The organism is Rhodoferax antarcticus ANT.BR (assembly GCF_001938565.1).
GTDB lineage: Bacteria > Pseudomonadota > Gammaproteobacteria > Burkholderiales > Burkholderiaceae_C > Rhodoferax > Rhodoferax antarcticus.
This window is the reverse complement of sequence record NZ_MSYM01000001.1, coordinates 170,199-189,116: the sequence shown is the minus strand read 5'-3', so window position 1 is coordinate 189,116 and position 18,918 is coordinate 170,199. Positions and strand designations below refer to the sequence as shown.

Below are 18,918 nucleotides of genomic sequence, written 5' to 3'. Positions count from 1 at the left end.
GTAGCAGGAACATCTCATGGGAAAAATCACGGGTTTCATGGAATACGAGCGCATCGAAGAGGGCTACAAGCCCGTGCCCGAGCGCCTGAAGAACTACAAGGAGTTTGTGGTTGGTCTGGACGATGCACAGGCCAAGACCCAAGCCGCCCGCTGCATGGACTGCGGCACACCGTTTTGCAACAGCGGTTGCCCGGTCAACAACATCATTCCGGATTTCAACGATTTGGTCTATCAAGGCGACTGGAAAAACGCCATTGACGTGCTGCACAGCACCAATAACTTTCCCGAGTTCACCGGGCGCATCTGCCCGGCACCGTGTGAAGCCGCGTGTGTGCTCAATGTCAACGATGACCCGGTCGGCATCAAGTCGATCGAGCACGCCATCATCGACCGTGCCTGGGCTGAAGGCTGGGTCAAACCGCAGCCTGCCACGCACAAGACGGGCAAAAAAGTGGCGGTAGTGGGTTCCGGCCCGGCGGGCATGGCCGCGGCGCAGCAGTTAGCCCGGGTTGGCCATGAGGTGACCTTGTTTGAGAAAAACGACCGTGTCGGCGGCCTGTTGCGCTACGGCATTCCTGACTTCAAGATGGAAAAGAGCCACATTGACCGCCGCGTCGAACAGATCAAGGCCGAAGGTGTGACGGTTCGCACCGGCGTGCTGGTGGGCGCTTTGCCCAAGGGCAGCAAGGTCACCAACTGGGCCAAGGAAAGCGTGTCGCCCGAACAGTTGCAGGCGCAATTTGACGCGATCATCCTCACCGGGGGTTCCGAGCAGTCTCGCGACCTGCCAGTGCCTGGGCGCGACCTGGAAGGCGTCTACTTCGCCATGGAATTCCTACCGCAGCAAAACAAGGTGAACGCCGGTGACAAGCTCAAGCACCAGTTGCGGGCCGACGGCAAACACGTCATTGTGATCGGCGGCGGTGACACCGGTTCTGACTGTGTCGGCACCAGCAACCGCCATGGCGCTGCCAGCGTGACCCAGTTTGAAGTCATGCCACAGCCCCCAGCAGAAGAAAACCGCCCCTTGACCTGGCCCAACTGGCCCATGAAGCTGCGCACCAGCTCCAGCCACGACGAGGGTTGCAGCCGCGAGTTCGCGATTTCCACCAAGGAATTCATCGGCGAAAAGGGCAAGCTCACCGGCTTGAAGACAGTACACATCGAACTCAAAGACGGCAAGATGGTCGAAGTTCCGGGCACCGAGAAAACTTACCCGGCCGACATGGTCTTGCTGGCCATGGGGTTTGTGAACCCGGTGTCCACCGTGCTGGATGCGTTTGGCATCGAGAAAGACGCGCGTGGCAACGCCCGGGCCAGCACCGATTTTGTAGGTGGTTACGCCACCAACGTGCCCAAAGTGTTTGCCGCTGGTGACGTCCGCCGCGGCCAGAGCCTGGTGGTGTGGGCTATCCGTGAAGGCCGTCAGGCGGCGCGCTCGGTGGATGAGTTCCTGATGGGTTTTAGCGACCTTCCAAGGTAAGGGCGGGTCTGTCCCTTATCATCGCGGGTTCGGGTTTTCCCGAACTTTTTTTATTCATGACCACAAATCCCGTTAAACCGTTCGTTGAAATGCATCACCTGAGCTTTGGCTACGGTGAGCGTTTGATTCTGGACGACGTGTCGCTGGCCATTCCGCGTGGCAAGGTGACCGCGTTGATGGGCGCCTCAGGCGGTGGCAAGACCACCATCCTGCGGCTGATCGGCGGGCAGATCAGGGCGCAAAAAGGGCAGACCCTGTTTGACGGTCAGGATGTCACGCCCATGACACAGACTGAGCTCTATGTCGCACGTCGACGCATGGGCATGCTGTTCCAGTTTGGCGCCTTGTTTGTCGATCTCAATGTGTTTGAAAACGTGGCATTTCCGTTGCGCGAGCACACCGATTTGTCAGAAGCCCTGATCCGCGACATTGTGTTGATGAAGCTCAACGCCGTGGGTTTGCGCGGGGCACGCGATCTGATGCCCCGTGACTTATCAGGCGGCATGGCACGTCGGGTGGCGCTGGCGCGTGCGGTGGCGCTGGACCCCGAACTGGTGATGTACGACGAACCTTTTGCCGGGCTGGACCCGATTTCCCTGGGTACCGCGGCGACGCTGATCCGTGAGTTGAACGACGCCATGGGGCTGACCAGTATTTTTGTCAGCCATGATCTGGAGCAGACCTTCGCGGTTGCCGATCAGATCATTATTCTGGCCAATGGCAAGATTGCCACGCAGGGCACGCCCGATGAAGTGCGCAACAGCACCGACCCGCTGGTGCACCAATTTGTTCATGCCTTGCCGGAAGGGCCGGTGCATTTTCATTATCCGGGTCCCAGTCTGGCGCAGGACTTTTCTTCTGGAGTGGTGTCATGAGCTGGTACCAGCCTAAAGACATCGGGTTTGCGGTGCGCAGGCACCTCGACGCCATGGGCTACGCGGCGCGATTGCTGGGCCGCTTGCTGGGTACCTTCAGCTACGCCATCAAGCGCAATGTGCTGGTGCGCGACCAAATTCATTTTTTGGGCAACTACTCGCTGCCCATCATCACTGTCGCAGGCTTGTTTGTCGGGTTTGTGTTCGGGCTGCAGGGTTACTACATTTTGAAAACCTATGGCTCAGCCGAGTCGCTAGGCTTGATGGTGACGCTGACTTTGCTGCGTGAACTCGGTCCTGTGGTTTCGGCTCTGTTGTTTGCCGGGCGGGCGGGCACCTCGCTGACCGCTGAAATCGGTCTCATGAAGGCCGGTGAGCAGATCAGCGTCATGGAAATGATGGCGGTAGACCCGATCAAGCGGGTGCTGGCGCCGCGGTTCTGGGCGGGCGTGATCACCATGCCGCTGCTGGCTGCCATGTTCAGCGCCGCCGGCGTGATTGGCGGCTGGGTGGTGGGCGTGCTGATGATCGGTGTGGACGGCGGCGCGTTTTGGAGCCAGATTCAAGGCGGGGTGGATGTGTTTAAAGACCTGGGTAACGGTGTGTTGAAGAGTTTTGTCTTTGGTGTGGCGGTGACTTTTATCGCCCTATTGCAGGGCTACAACGCGCAGGCCACGCCTGAAGGGGTGGCCAAAGCGACCACCCGAACGGTGGTGATGGCCTCGCTCACGGTTTTGGGTCTGGATTTCATCCTGACCGCCATGATGTTCACAATTTGAGTTTCTGCAGGGCAGACCCAGGCGACGCATTGCGCGCTGGCTCTGCCTGCAACCATTGAGAAGGGATTTAAATGCAACGCTCGAAAAACGACCTCTGGGTTGGCCTGTTTGTGCTGCTGGGTGGCATCGCCATTTTGTTTCTGGCGCTGCAGTCGGCTAATCTGTTGAGCTTGAGCTTTCAGAAAACCTATGCGGTCACGGCCAAGTTTGACAACATCGGTGGCCTCAAGCCCAAAGCCGCGGTCAGAAGTGCTGGCGTGGTGGTGGGACGGGTGGAAGATATTGCGTTTGACGACAAGTCTTATCGGGCCAACGTTACCCTGGCACTGGAAGATCGCTTTGTGTTCCCCAAAGACAGTTCGCTGAAAATTCTGACCAGCGGCTTGCTGGGGGACCAGTATTTGGGCATTGAAGCCGGGGCAGACGACAAAAATTTGGCTGGCGGTGATGTCATTTCCAGCACACAGTCAGCGGTGGTTCTGGAGAACCTTATCAGCCAATTTTTATTTAGCAAGGCGGCGGAACCAGCCGCGCCCGAGTCCGGTAACTAAGTAACAGCATCGCACACCATGAGCCAAACCAAAAGTAACCAAAGATACCGCCGCTTTGCGGCGCGCACAGCATTTCTGACAGCCGCGCTGCTGCTCAGCGCTTGCGCCACTGGCCCCAACGCCGACCCGCGCGATCCGCTGGAGCCGTTCAATCGCGGTATGTACAGCTTTAACGATGTGGTTGATCGCGCGGTGGTCAAACCAGTCGCCACGGCCTACCGAGACGTTTTGCCTTCACCGGTGCGCACCGGGGTCAGCAACTTTTTCAGTAACCTGCAAGACCTGTGGTCGTTTGTCAACAACGCTTTGCAGCTCAAAGGCGAGGGTGCTGGCAACAGCATCATGCGCTTTGGTGTGAACACGGCGTTTGGTCTGGGCGGTGTGCTGGACATTGCTTCCGAGATGCGCATTGAGCGTTTCCCCGAAGACTTTGGTCAGACACTCGGGCACTGGGGCGTGGGTGCTGGCCCGTATGTGGTGTTGCCGCTGCTTGGCCCGTCTACCTTGCGTGACACGGCGGCGCTGCCGGTTGATTCCAACGGCAACGCCTTGTCTCATGTCAGTGACATACCCGCCCGCAACTCGGCGACCGTCCTGAATCTGGTGAATCGCCGTTCCCGCCTGCTGGATGCCAGCAAAATGCTGGAAGAGGTGGCGCTGGATCCCTACACCTTCACCCGCGATGCCTTTTTGCAACGCAGGCAGAGCTTGGTCTATGACGGTAGTCCCCCCGACCAGGACGATCTGCTGCCAACCTACGACAATCCTGCCCAATAGATTTTTCGAGAGAGATGACCATGAAACGACGTTTTTTACTGCATAGCCTGCCGGTTTTGGCTGCGGCAGCAATGGGTTTGAGAGTAGGTGCGGCTTGGGCTGCAGATGAAGCCCCGGATGCCTTGATCAAGCGGTTGACCCAAGAGGCAATTGATCTTATTCAGACTGACAAAGACGTGCAGTCGGGTGATGCCTCGCGCATCTTGGCTTTGGTCGAGCGGAAAGTCATGCCGCATGTGAATTTTCAGCGCATGACGGCGTCTGCCGTGGGCCCGGCCTGGCGGCGCGCCACGCCAGAACAGCGCGCCAAGCTGCAAGCCGAATTCAAAACCTTGCTGGTGCGCACTTACTCGGGTGCCATGAGCCAATCGCAAAACCTGAGCTTCAGCATCAAGCCCATGCGCTCGTCGCCTGAGGACAAAGAGGTGATTGTGCGCACCCTGATCAAGGGCCGCGGCGACCCGGTGCAGCTCGACTACCGCCTGGAAAAAACACCCGGTGAGGGCGCGGGCTGGAAAGTCTACAACCTCAACGTGCTGGGCGTCTGGCTGGTGGACACCTACCGCAGCCAGTTTTCAGCAGAAATTAACGCCAAAGGCATTGATGGACTGATTGCCACCCTGTCTGCGCGCAACAAATCCAACGCCTTTGGCGATGCCAAGCCCACCAAAGGCTGAGCGTGCTGAAACTGCCGGCTTTACTGACGCAAGCCACCGCCAGCACCTGCTTGCGTGAGTTGAGCGCCGCCCTGCCAAATCAGCCTGAGGCGGTGGTGGTTGATGCCTCTGGCCTGAGCAGGTTTGATTCGGCGGCGCTGGCTGTGCTGCTGTCTTTGCGCCGTGGCGCGCTGGGCTTAGGCAAAAGCTTTGCGGTCAGCGAACTGCCGCAGCGCATGGCCGATCTGGCGCGGCTTTATGGCATTGCGGAGCTGCTCCCGGCCACCGCTGGCGCTGCCCTTGCCGCTGAATCCCCTGCGGCAAAAAGCCTTCCGAAAAAATAGCCGTCTTCATGCCAGCCATCTCCTTTCAGTCTGTCTCCAAAGCCTATCCGTCTCCCCGCAACGCCGCCAGTGACACGTTTCTGGCGCTCGATGAGGTCAGTTTCAACATCGATCAAGGTGAGTTTTTTGGCCTGCTTGGCCCCAACGGCGCTGGCAAAACCACGCTGATCACCATCTTGGCCGGGCTGGCGCGAGCTACTTCTGGCACGGTCTCGGTGCTCGGCAGCGACGTGCAGAGCGACTATGCTGCAGCCCGTCGCAAGCTGGGCGTGGTGCCCCAAGAGTTGGTGTTTGACCCGTTTTTCAATGTGCGCGAGGCCTTGCGTTTTCAATCCGGCTACTTTGGCATCCAACACAACGACGCGTGGATTGACGAGCTGCTGGAAAGCCTGGGCCTCACCGACAAAGCCCACGTCAACATGCGGGTGCTCTCTGGCGGCATGAAGCGCCGGGTGCTGGTGGCGCTGGCACTGGTGCACAGGCCGCCGGTGATTGTGCTGGACGAACCCACCGCCGGTGTGGATGTGGAACTGCGTCAGACGCTGTGGGCGTTCATCTCCAAACTCAACAAGCAGGGCAGCACCGTGTTGCTGACCACCCACTATCTGGAAGAAGCCGAAGCGCTGTGTGGGCGCATTGCCATGCTCAAAGAGGGCAGGGTGGTGGCGCTCGACACCACCCGCGCCTTGCTCAAAGCGGCCTCCGGTAATGTGCTTCAATTTAAAATTGATAGCGAACTACCCTTGTCCTTGCCGGCTGGAGCCCGAGTGACAGGCCGTGTTGTGCAGTACCCGGCGATTGACGCGCTGGCCATTGAGCAGTATCTGGCAGCCGCACGCGAGGCGGGTTTGACGCTGCACGACATCGAAATCCGCCGCGCCGACCTGGAAGACGTGTTCTTGCAAGTGATGAAGCAGCACGCCCAGACGCCATCTCAGGCATCGAAGGCGGTGGTATGACCGGCTGGCAGATGCTCTTTACCAAAGAAATCATGCGCTTTTGGCGCGTGGTGGGGCAGACCATTGGCGGCCCGATCCTGACCGCCATGCTGTATCTGTTGATCTTTGGCCATGCGCTGGAGTCGCATGTGAAGGTCTACGACCAGGTCAGCTACACCGCCTTTTTGGTGCCCGGTCTGGCGATGATGAGTTTGCTGCAAAACGCCTTTGCCAACAGTTCGTCGTCGCTGATCACCAGCAAGGTCATGGGCAATCTGGTGTTCTTGCTGCTCACACCACTGTCTTACTGGCATTGGTTTGTGGCTTATGTGGGCGCTGCCATGGTCCGTGGGCTGGTGGTGGCGTTGGGGGTGTTTGTGGTGGCGGCGTTTTTTACCGACCTGTCTTTTGCTTGGCCGCTTTGGATTGTGGTGTTTGCCCTGATGGGTGCAGCGCTAATGGGCTCTTTGGGCTTGGTCGCCGGGCTGCACGCCGAAAAGTTTGAACAACTCGCGGCGTTTCAGAACTTCATCATCATGCCCTTGACGTTTTTGAGTGGTGTTTTTTACTCCATCCACTCGCTGCCCGCTTTTTGGCAGGGTGTGAGCCACCTCAATCCGTTTTTCTACATGATTGACGGTTTTCGCTACGGCTTTTTCGGGGTCAGCGATGTCTCGCCCTGGCTGAGTCTCGGTGTGGTGGGCACGACCCTGCTGCTGGTGGCTAGCATGGCGGCCTATTTGCTGCGTATTGGCTACCGCATCCGCAACTGATAATCAGCCTGTTTTCTTACCCTTGGCAGGCCAGATGCCTGCCCCGCCAACCCACTGATGTATGAACGCTGACCAACTCAAAGCCTTGATCGCCGCCGGACTAGCCTGCGAGCACATCGAACTCGATGGCGATGGCCGCCACTGGTTTGCCACCATCGTATCGAGCGAGTTTGAAGGCAAGCGCGCCATTGCCCGCCACCAGCGGGTGTACGCCACGCTGGGCGACAAGATGAAAACGGACGAGGTGCACGCCTTGTCCATGAAAGCTTTTACCCCGACCGAATGGGCCGCACAGCGCGCCTGAACCTGCGCCTCACACCGCACCCAACCTATGGACAAACTTCTGATTCGCGGTGGCCGCCGCCTGCACGGCGAGGTCATCATTTCCGGCGCCAAAAACGCCGCCCTACCCGAACTGTGCGCGGCGCTTCTGACTGCGGAGCCGGTGAACCTGCACAACGTGCCGCGCCTGAAAGATGTCGGCACCATGCGTACCTTGCTGGAGCACATGGGCGTGGTCACGCAGACTTTTGGCGAGCGCGGTGGCATGGGCTTTCATGCGGCTGACCCGATTCGCCCCGAAGCCCCGTACGAGCTGGTGAAAACCATGCGCGCCTCGGTGCTGGCGCTGGGTCCGCTGCTGGCGCGTTTTGGTCACGCCAAAGTGTCGCTGCCCGGTGGCTGCGCGATAGGTTCGCGCCCGGTGGACCAGCACATCAAGGGCCTGACCGCCATGGGGGCCGAGATTGTGGTCGAGCACGGCTACATGGTTGCTCGTCTTCCTGCGGGGCGCACGCGCCTCAAAGGTGCGCGCATCGCCACCGACATGGTGACCGTGACCGGCACCGAAAACTTTCTGATGGCCGCCTGCTTGGCGCAAGGCGAAACCCTTCTGGAAAACGCCGCCCAAGAGCCCGAGATTCCCGATCTGGCTGAAATGTTGATCAAAATGGGCGCCAAGATCGAAGGCCACGGCAGCAGCCGCATCCGCATCCAGGGGGTTGAAAAACTGCATGGCTGCACCCACCAGGTGGTGGCCGACCGGATTGAAGCGGGCACGTTTTTGTGCGCCGTGGCGGCAGCGGGCGGCGATGTGCTGGTGCGCCACGCCCGCATCGACCACCTGGAAGCCGTGGTGGAAAAGCTGCGCGACGCGGGTGTAACGGTGACGGTTGAAGGTGACGGCATCCGCGTGCGATCTGGCGGTGCATCGGGTTTGAAAGCGCAGAACTTTCGCACCACCGAGTACCCCGGTTTCCCCACCGACATGCAGGCGCAGTTCATGGCGCTGAACGCCGTGGCCCAGGGTGCATCGATGGTGACCGAGACCATTTTCGAGAACCGCTTCATGCATGTCGACGAGTTGGTTCGCCTGGGTGCCAACATCCAGATCGACGGCAAAGTCGCCTTGGTGGAAGGGGTGCCGCAGCTCTCCGGCGCCATGGTGATGGCGACTGACCTGCGCGCTTCGGCCAGTCTGGTGATTGCCGGGCTGGTGGCGCAGGGCGAGACGCTGGTAGACCGCATCTACCATCTGGACCGGGGTTACGACCAGATGGAAGAGAAGCTGCGCGCGCTGGGTGCTGACATCGAGCGGGTGAGATGACCCCCGCGCTCGTCACTTTGTGTACTTCGTTGCCCCCCGATGGGGCCCGCGCGCCTTGGGGCGGCCCGGCGGCGCTCACGCCATGAAAGCAGACGATGCGATGCTGTTCTTACTATTGTTGTTATAGCTGCTTACGCAGGCTTTATAAGGTCTAGAGGCCAAAATGATCACTATTGCATTGTCCAAAGGACGCATCTTTGAAGAAACCTTGCCTCTGCTCAAGGCCGCTGGTATCGAGGTGCTGGAAGACCCGGACACCTCGCGCAAACTGATCTTGACCACCAACCAGCCCGATGTGCGGGTGCTGGTGGTGCGCGCCACCGATGTGCCCACTTATGTGCAGTACGGCGGTGCCGACATGGGCATTACCGGCAAAGACACGCTGCTGGAGCACGGCAGCCAGGGCCTGTACCAACCGCTGGACTTGCACATTGCCCAATGCCGCATCAGCGTGGCGGTGCGTTCGGACTTTGATTACAAAACCGCTGTCAAAAAGGGGTCACGCCTGACGGTGGCGACCAAGTATGTGGCGATTGCGCGCGAGTTTTTTGCCTCCAAGGGTGTGCACGTGGACCTGATCAAGCTCTACGGCAGCATGGAACTCGCACCCCTGGTAGGCATGGCCGACGCGATTGTCGATTTGGTGTCCACCGGCAACACCCTCAAGGCCAACCATCTAGTTGAGGTGGAGCACATCATGGACATCACCTCGCGCCTGGTGGTGAACCAGGCCGCCCTCAAGCTCAAGCAGGCGCAGATTCGTCCGATCATTGACGCGTTTGAGTCCGCTGTCGGGGCATCACAATAACCATCCGTAAAATGTTTATGCGCGTTTATCTTGACAATTGCTGCTTGCAGCGCCCTCTGGACAAGCAGACACAGCCTCGAATCCGGGTTGAAACAGAGGCAGTTTTTGCGGTGCTTGCGGCAGTTCAAGCCAAGGATGTCACGCTTTGCAATTCCGAGGTTTTGCTGTATGAAATCAGCCGAATACCCGATGATGCAAGGCGGGCAGCATCGCTGTCCATGTTGTCCTTGGCTGACGAGCTTTTGGTCGTGACGCAGGCTGCTGAAACCCTGGCTTTGTCATTTGAAGAGCAAGGCTTGGGCGCGGTGGATGCCTTGCATCTGGCATGTGCGTCTCTGGCCAAAGTGGATTATTTTTGTACCTGTGACGACAGGTTGTTTCGCAAAGCCAATAGCATGTCAGGTTTGGGCTGCCAGATCATCTCTTTATTGAATCTTGTTGTGGAGGTATCGCTATGAACGCAGTTATTCATCCGCTAGCTGAAATTTCGCAACGAGCAAGGCAGGTTCTGATTCAGGAACTGGGGGTGACGGATGCAATCCGGTTTCTAAACCAGTTTCAAGCAGGTAGCGGCGACTACACGCGAGAGCGCGAGCCCCTGTTCAAGGGTGAAACTGTCAAAAGTATCGCCGCTGCCATTCGGGCACAACGGCCAAATCAAGCCTAGCTGGTTTTTTCATCGGTTCATTCCACGTCTAATTCTTCGTCAAGTCGCAATGAAAGTCATAGCTACCCCCGCATATTTATCAACGGCTAGCAGCACTTTTGAAGCTGAATTCAAGGCGCGTCTGTACTGGTCTGCCGAGACTGATGCGGGCATCGAACAGCGTGTGGCCGACATCCTGGCTGACGTGCAACACCGTGGTGATGCCGCTGTGCTGGACTACACCGCGCGTTTTGACGGCCTGCAGGCGGCCAGCGTGGCTGAACTGGAACTCACGCAAGCTGAGCTAAAAAGTGCCTTTGACGCCTTGCCTGATGCACAGCGCTATGCGCTGGAGCAGGCCGCCAAACGCGTGCGCAGCTACCACGAGGCGCAAAAGCAAGCCAGCGGCGAGAGCTGGAGCTACCGCGACGCCGATGGCACCCTGCTTGGCCAGAAGGTCACCCCGCTGGACCGCGTCGGCATCTACGTGCCCGGCGGCAAGGCGGCGTACCCCTCCAGCGTGCTGATGAATGCCATTCCCGCGCATGTGGCCGGTGTCGGCGAGATCATCATGGTGGTGCCGACCCCGGTACGCGGCAGCGTGGCCAGCGGCGGTAATGGCGCTGCATCTGACGCCAAACCTGAAGTCAACACACTGGTGCTGGCCGCCGCCTATGTCGCGGGCGTCAGCCGCGTCTTCACCATTGGTGGCGCGCAGGCCGTGGCCGCGCTGGCCTATGGCACACTGACGATTCCCGCCGTGCACAAGATCACCGGCCCCGGCAATGCCTACGTGGCCGCCGCCAAGCGCCGCGTGTTCGGCACCGTCGGCATCGACATGATTGCCGGCCCCAGCGAGATTTTGGTGCTGGCTGATGGCAGTACGCCGCCGGATTGGGTGGCGATGGACCTGTTCAGCCAGGCTGAACACGACGAGTTGGCGCAAAGCATCCTGCTGTGCCCTGACAAAGACTACATCGACCAGGTGCAGGAAAGCATCAACCGCCTGTTGCCTGAGATGCCACGGCGCGAGATCATCGCCAAAAGCCTCAACGACCGCGGCGCGCTGATCCTCACCCGCAGCATGGAAGAGGCCTGCGACATTGCCAACCGCATCGCACCCGAGCATCTGGAGGTCTCCAGCCGCGACCCGCACCGCTGGGAGCCGCTGCTGAAGCACGCTGGCGCGATTTTTCTCGGGGCGTACACCTCCGAGAGCCTGGGCGACTACTGTGCCGGCCCCAACCATGTGCTGCCTACCAGCGGCACCGCGCGCTTTTCGTCACCCCTGGGTGTTTACGACTTTCAAAAGCGCAGCAGCCTTATTGAAGTCAGCGAGGCCGGGGCGCAAACGCTGGGGCAGATTGCCTTGGTCCTTGCACACGGCGAAGGTTTGCAGGCCCATGCGCGGGCGGCTGAAATGCGCTTGAAGACGCCTGACTAAACTCGGTTTGCTGCGTGTCAGCGCAACCTCCGGGGCCAGATAACAGGTTGAGCGGCTTTAAGTCGAAACTGTTGTCGTTGGTGCGTTCAGTGGCGCACGACGATCTGGATGGACATGAACTGACCGAGGGTTTGCTCAAGAACATCGACGTGGCGAATCAGGCCTATGATTCGCTCCTTTCATGCGCCACCAAAGCGCTGGGCCAGATGCCGCTGGTGATGAGCCTTGCAGCCGCCGACCCAAAGCAGTTGGGCCCGCTAAACAGCGCATCCAGTGGTCAGGCGACACATGTTTACAGCCTTTTGGAGTTATAAGCTTTTTATGCCTCTAGCCCTTATAGATAAAGCGTTGGTAGCTACAGTTTCAGTACTGAGTATGTGCCGCGTATGAGCGCCCCTGTGTTGATTTTGGGCTGGGGCAACCTCAGCCGTGGCGACGATGCGCTGGGCCCCTTGTTGCTGGATGCGCTGCACCTCGGCCTGCCGGATCGTCTGCGCGAGCAGGTCGAGTTTCTGGATGAATTCCAGTTGAAGATCGAGCACGCGATGGCACTGCTTGGGCGCAGGCATGTGCTTTTGGTCAACGCCAGCCTGAGCGGCGCTACGCCATTTGAGGTGAGCCAGCCGCTGCCGGCGCCGGACCAAAGTTACACCTCCGACCCCTTGTCGCCCCCTGGGCTGCTGCATTTGTACCAGGAACTGCACGCCACATCGCCACCGCCCTGTACGCTGCTGGCGATCCGCGCTGAGCGCGTTGAACTGGGTGAAGCGCCAAGCACCCAGGCGCTGCAGAACTTGGACGCTGCGCTGCGCTGGGTGCTTACCGAGTGGCTGTACCAGGCTTTTCCCGCCCCGGATCACAGTTCCGCCGCACCTTAATCGGGGCATTGCAACCATCTATTCCCAAGAAAATTTTTTAGACGACGCTTCTTTGCCTTTCGCCTCATGACCCTTTCCTCAGCAGTGATTCCTGGCCTACCCCGCATCCGGGCCGACGTGCAAGCCATGCACGCCTATGTGGTGCAAAACGCCGATGGCCTGATCAAGCTGGACGCCATGGAGAACCCGCACCGCCTGTCGCTAGAGCTGCAGGCCGAACTCGGCCAGCGCCTGGGCGCAGTGGCGCTAAACCGCTACCCCGGTCCACGTATCAACGATTTGCAGGCCGCTTTACGCCGCCACGCTGGCGTGCCGCAAGACTATGGGCTGATGCTCGGCAACGGCTCGGATGAACTCATCAGCCTGCTGTCGCTGGCCTGCGCGGTGCCACCGTCTGCCGCCAACGGCCAGCAAAAAGCCTGCGTGCTGGCGCCAGAGCCGGGGTTCGTCATGTACGCCATGAGCGCGCAGTTGCAGGGGCTGGACTATGTCGGCGTGCCCTTGACCACAGACTTTGAACTGGATGTGCCCGCCATGCTTGCAGCCATAGCGCAGCATTGCCCGGCCATCACCTACCTTGCTTACCCGAATAACCCCAGCGCCAATCTGTGGGACGACGCTGCCATGGAGGCCGTCATTGCGGCGGCTGGCGCGCAGGGCGGCTTGGTGGTGATTGACGAGGCTTACCAGCCCTTTGCCGCGAGCAGCTATCTGGACCGCCTGACGCAACACCCGCATGTGCTGCTGTTGCGCACCTTGAGCAAGTTTGGTCTGGCGGGTGTGCGCCTGGGTTATCTGATCGGGCCGCAAGCCTTGATCGCCCAGCTCGACAAGGCCCGCCCGCCCTACAACGTGAGTGTGCTGAATGCCGAGGCAGCGCTGTTCGCGCTTGAGCATGAAGCGGTTTTCACCGCGCAAGCCCTTGATGTCGTTGCACAACGCGCTTTACTTTTGGAAGCATTGGCGCAACTGCCTGGCGTGCAGGTGTTCCCTAGCGAAGCCAACATGATCCTGCTGCGCGTGCCGGACGCGCAAAAAACCTTCGACGGCATGAAAGCGCGCGGGGTGTTGATCAAGAACGTTTCTAAAATGCATTCACTGTTAAACCACTGCCTGCGCCTGACCGTGGGCACCGCGCCCGAAAACCGCCAAATGCTGGCAGCCCTGGAAACCTCGCTATGACCAACTACCCGCTGACTGAACTCCCTGAAGCCTTGGGTACCACCGTGCCGCGCATCGCCGAACTGGTTCGCAACACAGCCGAGACCAATGTGTCGGTGCGCGTCAACCTGGATGGCACCGGGGAGTCGCGCCTGCACACCGGCATCGGCTTTTTTGACCACATGCTGGACCAGATCGCCCGCCACGGCCTGATTGACCTCGACATTGACGCCGAGGGCGACCTGCATATTGACGCCCACCACACCGTGGAAGACGTGGGCATCACGCTGGGTCAGGCGGTGCACAAGGCCATGGGCGACAAAAAAGGCATCCGGCGCTACGGCCACGCCTATGTGCCGCTGGACGAAGCACTGAGCCGCGTGGTGGTGGATTTTTCCGGCCGCCCGGGTCTGGTGATGGATGTGACGTTCACCAGCGGCATGATCGGCAACTTTGACAGCCAGTTGGTGCATGAGTTCTTTCAAGGCTTTGTCAACCACGCCTTTGTCACGCTGCACATCGACAACCTCAAAGGCGTCAACGCGCACCACCAGTGTGAGTCGGTGTTTAAGGCCTTTGCCCGGGCGCTGCGCGCTGCCGTGGAACTCGACCCCCGCGCAGCAGGCCAGATTCCCTCCACCAAGGGTTCGCTGTAATTTATATGCCAAATTGGCCTCTGGCCCTTTAGATATAAGCGCTGATAGCTATGAATAGTGTATCTACTAATCCCTCGGAAAAAATCGTAGCGGTGGTCGATTACGGCATGGGCAATTTGCGATCGGTATCGCAGGCGGTGCAGGCGGCGGCGGTGGGCACTGGTTACCAAGTGGTCATCACCGCTAACCCTGACGAGGTGCGCGCGGCCGAACGCGTGGTGCTGCCCGGCCAGGGCGCCATGCCGGATTGCATGCGCGAGCTGCGTGAATCCGGTCTGCAGGAATCGGTACTGGAAGCCGCAGCCAACAAGCCGCTGTTTGGTGTGTGTGTCGGCATGCAGATGCTGCTAGATCACAGCGCCGAGGGCGACACGCCGGGGCTGGGCCTGATCCACGGCCAGGTCAGCAAATTTGACCTAGTAGGCCAGTTGCAACCCGACGCCAGCCGCTACAAGGTGCCGCAAATGGGCTGGAACCAGGTGTGGCGCAACAACCATAGCGGCGCGCCGCACCCGGTGTGGGGTGAGGTGCCCGACGGCAGCTATTTCTACTTTGTGCACAGTTTTTACGCCAAACCGTCGGATGCGCGCCACAGCGTGGGCGAGACAGACTATGGCCAGCGCTTTAGTTCGGCTATTGCACGTGATAATATTTTTGCGACACAATTTCATCCCGAAAAAAGTGCTGACCACGGGCTGGCCCTGTACCGCAACTTTCTTCACTGGAATCCTTGATTCAGTTTCACCCGACACGCGTCATGTCATCGACCCCTCGTTTTGAGTGCGCCCCGCGCCGGGCTTGAATCAGCACAGCTTTTTCCAGGCCACCGGTTCCCCCCGTTTTTTTCACCCTCCAACGCGAAGCATCATGCTTTTAATTCCTGCCATCGATCTTAAAGACGGTCACTGCGTGCGCCTGCAACAAGGCGACATGAAACTTGTCACCACCTTCAGCGAGGAACCCGCCGTGATGGCGCGCAGTTGGGTGGATAAAGGCGCGCGCCGTCTGCATCTGGTCGACCTGAACGGCGCATTTGCCGGGCAGCCAAAAAACGAGGCCGCCATACGCAAAATCCTTAAAGCCGTGGGCAGCGAGGTGGATGTGCAACTGGGCGGCGGCATTCGTGACCTAGACACGATCGAGCGTTATCTGGATATTGGCCTGCGCTACGTCATCATTGGCACGGCGGCGGTGCGCAACCCGGGTTTTTTGCAAGATGCCTGCACCGCGTTTGGCGGCCACATCATCGTCGGCCTAGACGCCAAGGACGGCAAGGTCGCCACCGACGGCTGGAGCAAGCTCACCCGCCACGGTGTGATCGACATGGGCAAGAAGTTTGAAGATTTCGGTGTCGAATCCATCATTTACACCGACATTGGCCGCGACGGCATGCTCAGCGGCATCAACATCGAGTCCACCGTGCGGCTGGCGCAAGCCTTGACCATTCCGGTGATTGCCTCGGGTGGCCTGTCCAACATTGCCGACATCGAGGCCTTGTGCGCGGTGGAAGAAGAGGGCGTTGAAGGCGTCATCTGCGGTCGCGCTATTTACAGCGGTGACCTTGATTTTGAAAAGGCGCAAGAGCGGGCGGATGAACTCAATGGTTGAAGGCCAATGCCGCGTCTTTCGGGGATTAGGCTGCCTGGGTATTCTGCTGCGCGGCTGTCCCCCGACCTGCGGTCTCATCCTTGATTTGGCCAAACCCCAAGTCCACGCTACACAGAACACCCAGACAGCCAAATCTGGCGATGTTGGTGTTTACTCGTGGGTGACTCATGCTGGCTAAACGCATCATTGCCTGTTTGGACGTGACCGGTGGCCGGGTTGTCAAGGGCGTCAACTTTGTCGAACTGCGCGACGCCGGTGATCCGGTGGAAATTGCGGCGCGCTACAACGATCAGGGTGCGGACGAGCTCACCTTTCTCGACATCACCGCGACCAGTGACGGGCGCGACCTGATTCTGCACATCATTGAGGCGGTGGCCAGTCAGGTGTTCATTCCGCTGACTGTCGGTGGTGGTGTGCGCACGGTGGAAGATGTGCGCCGCCTGCTGAATGCTGGGGCGGACAAAACCAGTTTCAATTCGGCGGCGATTGCCAACCCGCAGATCATTCGTGATGCGTCGCGCAAGTACGGTGCGCAGTGCATCGTGGTGGCCATCGATGCCAAACGGCGCACTGCTGAAGACGCTTTGCGACTTGGCGCCAATGGCCAACCTGTAGGCGAAGGCTGGGACGTGTACAGCCACGGCGGACGCCAAAACACCGGCCTGGATGCGGTGGCCTGGGCGACCCAGATGGCGGAGTTTGGCGCGGGTGAGATTTTGCTCACCAGCATGGACCGCGACGGCACCAAGGCTGGCTTTGACTTGGCACTGACCCGTGCGGTGAGCGATGCAGTGAGTGTGCCAGTGATTGCCTCGGGCGGCGTAGGCACGCTGGACCATCTGGCCGACGGCATTCAGCTTGGAGGCGCGGATGCGGTGCTGGCGGCCAGCATCTTTCACTACGGCGAGTTCACCGTGGCGCAGGCCAAGGCCCGCATGGCTGAGCGAGGCATTCCCGTCAGGTTCTAAGAAAAATTGGCCTCCAGCCCTTATAAATAAAGCGCTGATAGCTATCAATTTAGATTGTCCCGCTGATCAGGGACAATGCTTTCATGAATTATCTCGATGCCATCAAGTGGGACGCGCAAGGCCTGGTGCCGGTCATCGCGCAAGAGCAGGGCACGGGCGACGTGCTGATGTTTGCCTGGATGAACCGCGAAGCGCTGCAAAAAACCGCTGAGCTGGGCCGTGCGGTGTATTTCAGTCGCTCACGCAACAAGCTGTGGTTCAAGGGCGAAGAGTCCGGCCATGTGCAGACCGTGCATGAAATCCGTGTGGACTGTGATGCCGACGTGGTGTTGCTCAAGGTGACCCAAACCGGCCACACGCCGGGCATTGCTTGCCATACTGGGCGACACAGCTGTTTTTTCAGTGTTTATGAAAATGGCGTGTGGAAAGTCACTGACCCGGTCTTGAAAGATCCGCAAACCATCTACAAATGAGTGCCATGCAATCCACCACTTCATCTTCCGACTCGCTGGCCGCGCTGGCTGCGGTGATCGAATCGCGCTTGCCCGCGCGCGGTGGCGACCCCGACGCCAGTTATGTGGCGCGTTTGCTGCATAAGGGGCCGGATGCCTTTCTGAAAAAAATTGGCGAGGAAGCCACCGAGGTGGTCATGGCCGCCAAGGACGCCGACCACGGCGGTGACAAGGCGAAGATCGTCTACGAGGTGGCCGATTTGTGGTTTCACAGCATGATTGCGCTGGCGCACTATGGGCTCAGCCCGGCCGATGTGCTGACTGAGCTGAACCGCCGCGTCGGCACCAGCGGCATCGAGGAAAAGGCGCTGCGCAAGGTCAAAGCGCGCGAAGCCGAGCCACAAGGAGACCCTTCATGACACAGGATTTTTCAAGCAACCAGGCGGCCAACGGTCAGAGCGGAGAGTCGCGCGAGCTGGACGTGCAAACCCTCAACGGCCTGAACGCCTGGGGCACGGTCAGCTACATCCTGCATTTGATCGTCGCGGTGGCGGCGCTGATTCCGGGCGCACAGATGGGGCCGCTGCTGCTGGTCGTGGCACTGGTGATTGATCTGGTCAAGCGTGGTGACGCGGTGGGCACCTGGCATGCCTCGCACTTTCGCTGGCGTATTCGCACCGTGATCATTGCCGGCATCTTGTATCTGGTGACCGCGCCTTTGTGGTTGCTGCTGTTTTTGCCGGGCTGGCTGGCTTGGCTGGCCATTTCAATCTGGTTTTTGTACCGCATCGTCAGTGGCATGGTGCGTTTGAACAAAGGTTTGCCGATGGAGATCCCCGCATGACGGAGAAGATTGTTGACAGTGACCGGAATTGCCTGTTCTGCAAAATCGCGTCGGGCCAAATCCCGTCAAAACTGGTCTATCAGGACGACGAGTTGTACGCGTTTCACGACATTCACCCGTGGGCGCCGGTGCATTTCTTGTTGATCCCCAAACTGCACATCCCGTCGATGGCCCAACTCACCGACGCGCAAGCCGGGTTGATGGGGCGCATGCTGGTGCTGGCGCCCAAGCTGGCGCTGGAGCAGGGGTGCAACCCTTACCCATCCGGGGGCTTTCGCCTGGTCTGCAATACTGGGTTGGAAGGCGGCCAGGAAGTGCAGCACCTGCATATTCATGTGATGGGTGGTCCCCGGCCCTGGTTGCGGGGATAATCCCGCTCTTTTCCCGCAGACGTAGCGGGTACCCGTCAAAAATTTCAGAAATCGTTAGGAGAAGCAGCATGGGTTCATTTTCAATTTGGCATTGGCTGATCGTTTTGTTGATCGTGGTCATGGTTTTTGGCACCAAAAAGCTCAAAAACATGGGCAGCGACTTGGGCGGTGCGGTCAAGGGCTTCAAGGAAGGCATGAAGGACGGTAGCACCACCGCGGACGACAAAACCCCTGAGCAGGTTGCACAAGTCAAAGCTGACAAAACCACGATTGACGTCCAAGCCAAGCAAAAGTCTTGAT

Annotated in this window: 27 protein-coding genes; all 27 read left to right on the top strand. The window is 59.4% G+C overall.

The features are described 5' to 3' along the window. Window positions 1-16 precede the first annotated feature (16 nt). The 27 genes from BLL52_RS00995 to tatA all read left to right on the top strand — a co-directional run bounded on the left by BLL52_RS00995 (window position 17) and on the right by tatA (window position 18,917). Complete coding sequence (locus BLL52_RS00995; protein WP_075584873.1) at window positions 17-1,483, top strand: glutamate synthase subunit beta; 1,467 nt, start codon at window positions 17-19, stop codon at window positions 1,481-1,483. Window positions 1,484-1,539: 56 nt separating this feature from the next. Then, window positions 1,540-2,358 (top strand): ABC transporter ATP-binding protein, encoded by an 819-nt coding sequence (locus tag BLL52_RS00990; protein WP_075584872.1) that lies wholly within the window; start codon window positions 1,540-1,542, stop codon window positions 2,356-2,358. Continuing rightward, window positions 2,355-3,137 (top strand): lipid asymmetry maintenance ABC transporter permease subunit MlaE, encoded by a 783-nt coding sequence (gene mlaE, locus BLL52_RS00985; protein ID WP_075584871.1) that lies wholly within the window; start codon window positions 2,355-2,357, stop codon window positions 3,135-3,137. The genes BLL52_RS00990 and mlaE overlap by 4 nt, the downstream gene beginning before the upstream one ends. 71 nt (window positions 3,138-3,208) lie before the next feature. Continuing rightward, window positions 3,209-3,688, top strand: a complete 480-nt coding sequence (gene mlaD, locus BLL52_RS00980; protein ID WP_075584870.1) for an outer membrane lipid asymmetry maintenance protein MlaD — start codon at window positions 3,209-3,211, stop codon at window positions 3,686-3,688. An 18-nt stretch (window positions 3,689-3,706) separates the two neighbouring features. Continuing rightward, window positions 3,707-4,465: an MlaA family lipoprotein gene (locus BLL52_RS00975; protein ID WP_075584869.1), complete on the top strand. Its 759-nt coding sequence runs from the start codon at window positions 3,707-3,709 to the stop codon at window positions 4,463-4,465. A gap of 14 nt (window positions 4,466-4,479) precedes the next feature. Next, the gene (locus BLL52_RS00970; protein ID WP_075584868.1) at window positions 4,480-5,142 is read left to right on the top strand and encodes an MlaC/ttg2D family ABC transporter substrate-binding protein; all 663 of its coding nucleotides are present in this window, start codon (window positions 4,480-4,482) and stop codon (window positions 5,140-5,142) included. Between the two features lie 2 nt (window positions 5,143-5,144). Continuing rightward, window positions 5,145-5,465, top strand: a complete 321-nt coding sequence (locus tag BLL52_RS00965; protein ID WP_075584867.1) for an STAS domain-containing protein — start codon at window positions 5,145-5,147, stop codon at window positions 5,463-5,465. Between the two features lie 8 nt (window positions 5,466-5,473). Beyond that, window positions 5,474-6,424 (top strand): ABC transporter ATP-binding protein, encoded by a 951-nt coding sequence (locus tag BLL52_RS00960; protein ID WP_075584866.1) that lies wholly within the window; start codon window positions 5,474-5,476, stop codon window positions 6,422-6,424. Further along, window positions 6,421-7,176, top strand: coding sequence for an ABC transporter permease (locus BLL52_RS00955; protein ID WP_075584865.1), 756 nt, complete (start codon window positions 6,421-6,423; stop codon window positions 7,174-7,176). Before BLL52_RS00960 ends, BLL52_RS00955 begins: the two co-directional genes overlap by 4 nt. 61 nt (window positions 7,177-7,237) lie before the next feature. After that, window positions 7,238-7,480 carry a BolA family protein gene (locus BLL52_RS00950; protein WP_075584864.1) on the top strand — a complete coding sequence of 81 codons (243 nt, stop codon included), beginning with the start codon at window positions 7,238-7,240 and terminating at the stop codon, window positions 7,478-7,480. 27 nt (window positions 7,481-7,507) lie between these two features. Beyond that, window positions 7,508-8,782, top strand: coding sequence for a UDP-N-acetylglucosamine 1-carboxyvinyltransferase (gene murA, locus BLL52_RS00945; RefSeq protein WP_075584863.1), 1,275 nt, complete (start codon window positions 7,508-7,510; stop codon window positions 8,780-8,782). Window positions 8,783-8,945: 163 nt separating this feature from the next. After that, a complete protein-coding gene (gene hisG, locus BLL52_RS00940; protein ID WP_075584862.1) occupies window positions 8,946-9,590 on the top strand; it encodes an ATP phosphoribosyltransferase in 645 nt (214 codons plus the stop codon). Window positions 9,591-9,634: 44 nt separating this feature from the next. Further along, a complete protein-coding gene (locus tag BLL52_RS00935) occupies window positions 9,635-10,048 on the top strand; it encodes a PIN domain-containing protein (RefSeq protein ID WP_158025663.1) in 414 nt (137 codons plus the stop codon). Beyond that, the gene (locus BLL52_RS00930; protein ID WP_075584861.1) at window positions 10,045-10,257 is read left to right on the top strand and encodes a hypothetical protein; all 213 of its coding nucleotides are present in this window, start codon (window positions 10,045-10,047) and stop codon (window positions 10,255-10,257) included. The genes BLL52_RS00935 and BLL52_RS00930 overlap by 4 nt, the downstream gene beginning before the upstream one ends. Before the next feature lie 49 nt (window positions 10,258-10,306). Continuing rightward, window positions 10,307-11,680, top strand: a complete 1,374-nt coding sequence (gene hisD / locus BLL52_RS00925) for a histidinol dehydrogenase (RefSeq protein WP_075584860.1) — start codon at window positions 10,307-10,309, stop codon at window positions 11,678-11,680. A gap of 89 nt (window positions 11,681-11,769) precedes the next feature. Continuing rightward, a complete protein-coding gene (locus BLL52_RS00920) occupies window positions 11,770-11,994 on the top strand; it encodes a hypothetical protein (protein ID WP_139313248.1) in 225 nt (74 codons plus the stop codon). 72 nt (window positions 11,995-12,066) lie between these two features. Further along, complete coding sequence (locus tag BLL52_RS00915) at window positions 12,067-12,558, top strand: hydrogenase maturation protease (protein WP_075584858.1); 492 nt, start codon at window positions 12,067-12,069, stop codon at window positions 12,556-12,558. A 66-nt stretch (window positions 12,559-12,624) separates the two neighbouring features. Continuing rightward, window positions 12,625-13,740, top strand: coding sequence for a histidinol-phosphate transaminase (gene hisC / locus BLL52_RS00910; protein WP_075584857.1), 1,116 nt, complete (start codon window positions 12,625-12,627; stop codon window positions 13,738-13,740). Further along, window positions 13,737-14,375, top strand: a complete 639-nt coding sequence (gene hisB / locus BLL52_RS00905) for an imidazoleglycerol-phosphate dehydratase HisB (RefSeq protein ID WP_075584856.1) — start codon at window positions 13,737-13,739, stop codon at window positions 14,373-14,375. Before hisC ends, hisB begins: the two co-directional genes overlap by 4 nt. 50 nt (window positions 14,376-14,425) lie before the next feature. After that, window positions 14,426-15,109 (top strand): imidazole glycerol phosphate synthase subunit HisH, encoded by a 684-nt coding sequence (gene hisH, locus BLL52_RS00900; RefSeq protein ID WP_075584855.1) that lies wholly within the window; start codon window positions 14,426-14,428, stop codon window positions 15,107-15,109. A gap of 133 nt (window positions 15,110-15,242) precedes the next feature. Beyond that, window positions 15,243-15,983, top strand: a complete 741-nt coding sequence (gene hisA / locus BLL52_RS00895; RefSeq protein ID WP_075584854.1) for a 1-(5-phosphoribosyl)-5-[(5-phosphoribosylamino)methylideneamino]imidazole-4-carboxamide isomerase — start codon at window positions 15,243-15,245, stop codon at window positions 15,981-15,983. A gap of 167 nt (window positions 15,984-16,150) precedes the next feature. Then, window positions 16,151-16,951, top strand: a complete 801-nt coding sequence (gene hisF, locus BLL52_RS00890) for an imidazole glycerol phosphate synthase subunit HisF (protein WP_075584853.1) — start codon at window positions 16,151-16,153, stop codon at window positions 16,949-16,951. An 83-nt stretch (window positions 16,952-17,034) separates the two neighbouring features. Further along, window positions 17,035-17,424: a phosphoribosyl-AMP cyclohydrolase gene (hisI, locus tag BLL52_RS00885; RefSeq protein ID WP_075584852.1), complete on the top strand. Its 390-nt coding sequence runs from the start codon at window positions 17,035-17,037 to the stop codon at window positions 17,422-17,424. Window positions 17,425-17,429: 5 nt separating this feature from the next. Beyond that, window positions 17,430-17,822: a phosphoribosyl-ATP diphosphatase gene (locus tag BLL52_RS00880; RefSeq protein WP_075584945.1), complete on the top strand. Its 393-nt coding sequence runs from the start codon at window positions 17,430-17,432 to the stop codon at window positions 17,820-17,822. After that, the gene (locus tag BLL52_RS00875; RefSeq protein ID WP_075584851.1) at window positions 17,819-18,247 is read left to right on the top strand and encodes a DUF4870 family protein; all 429 of its coding nucleotides are present in this window, start codon (window positions 17,819-17,821) and stop codon (window positions 18,245-18,247) included. The genes BLL52_RS00880 and BLL52_RS00875 overlap by 4 nt, the downstream gene beginning before the upstream one ends. Then, entirely contained in the window at window positions 18,244-18,618 is a 375-nt protein-coding gene (locus BLL52_RS00870) for a histidine triad nucleotide-binding protein (protein WP_075584850.1), read from the top strand. Before BLL52_RS00875 ends, BLL52_RS00870 begins: the two co-directional genes overlap by 4 nt. Window positions 18,619-18,686: 68 nt before the next feature. Next, the gene (tatA, locus tag BLL52_RS00865) at window positions 18,687-18,917 is read left to right on the top strand and encodes a Sec-independent protein translocase subunit TatA (protein ID WP_075584849.1); all 231 of its coding nucleotides are present in this window, start codon (window positions 18,687-18,689) and stop codon (window positions 18,915-18,917) included. Window position 18,918 lies beyond the last annotated feature (1 nt).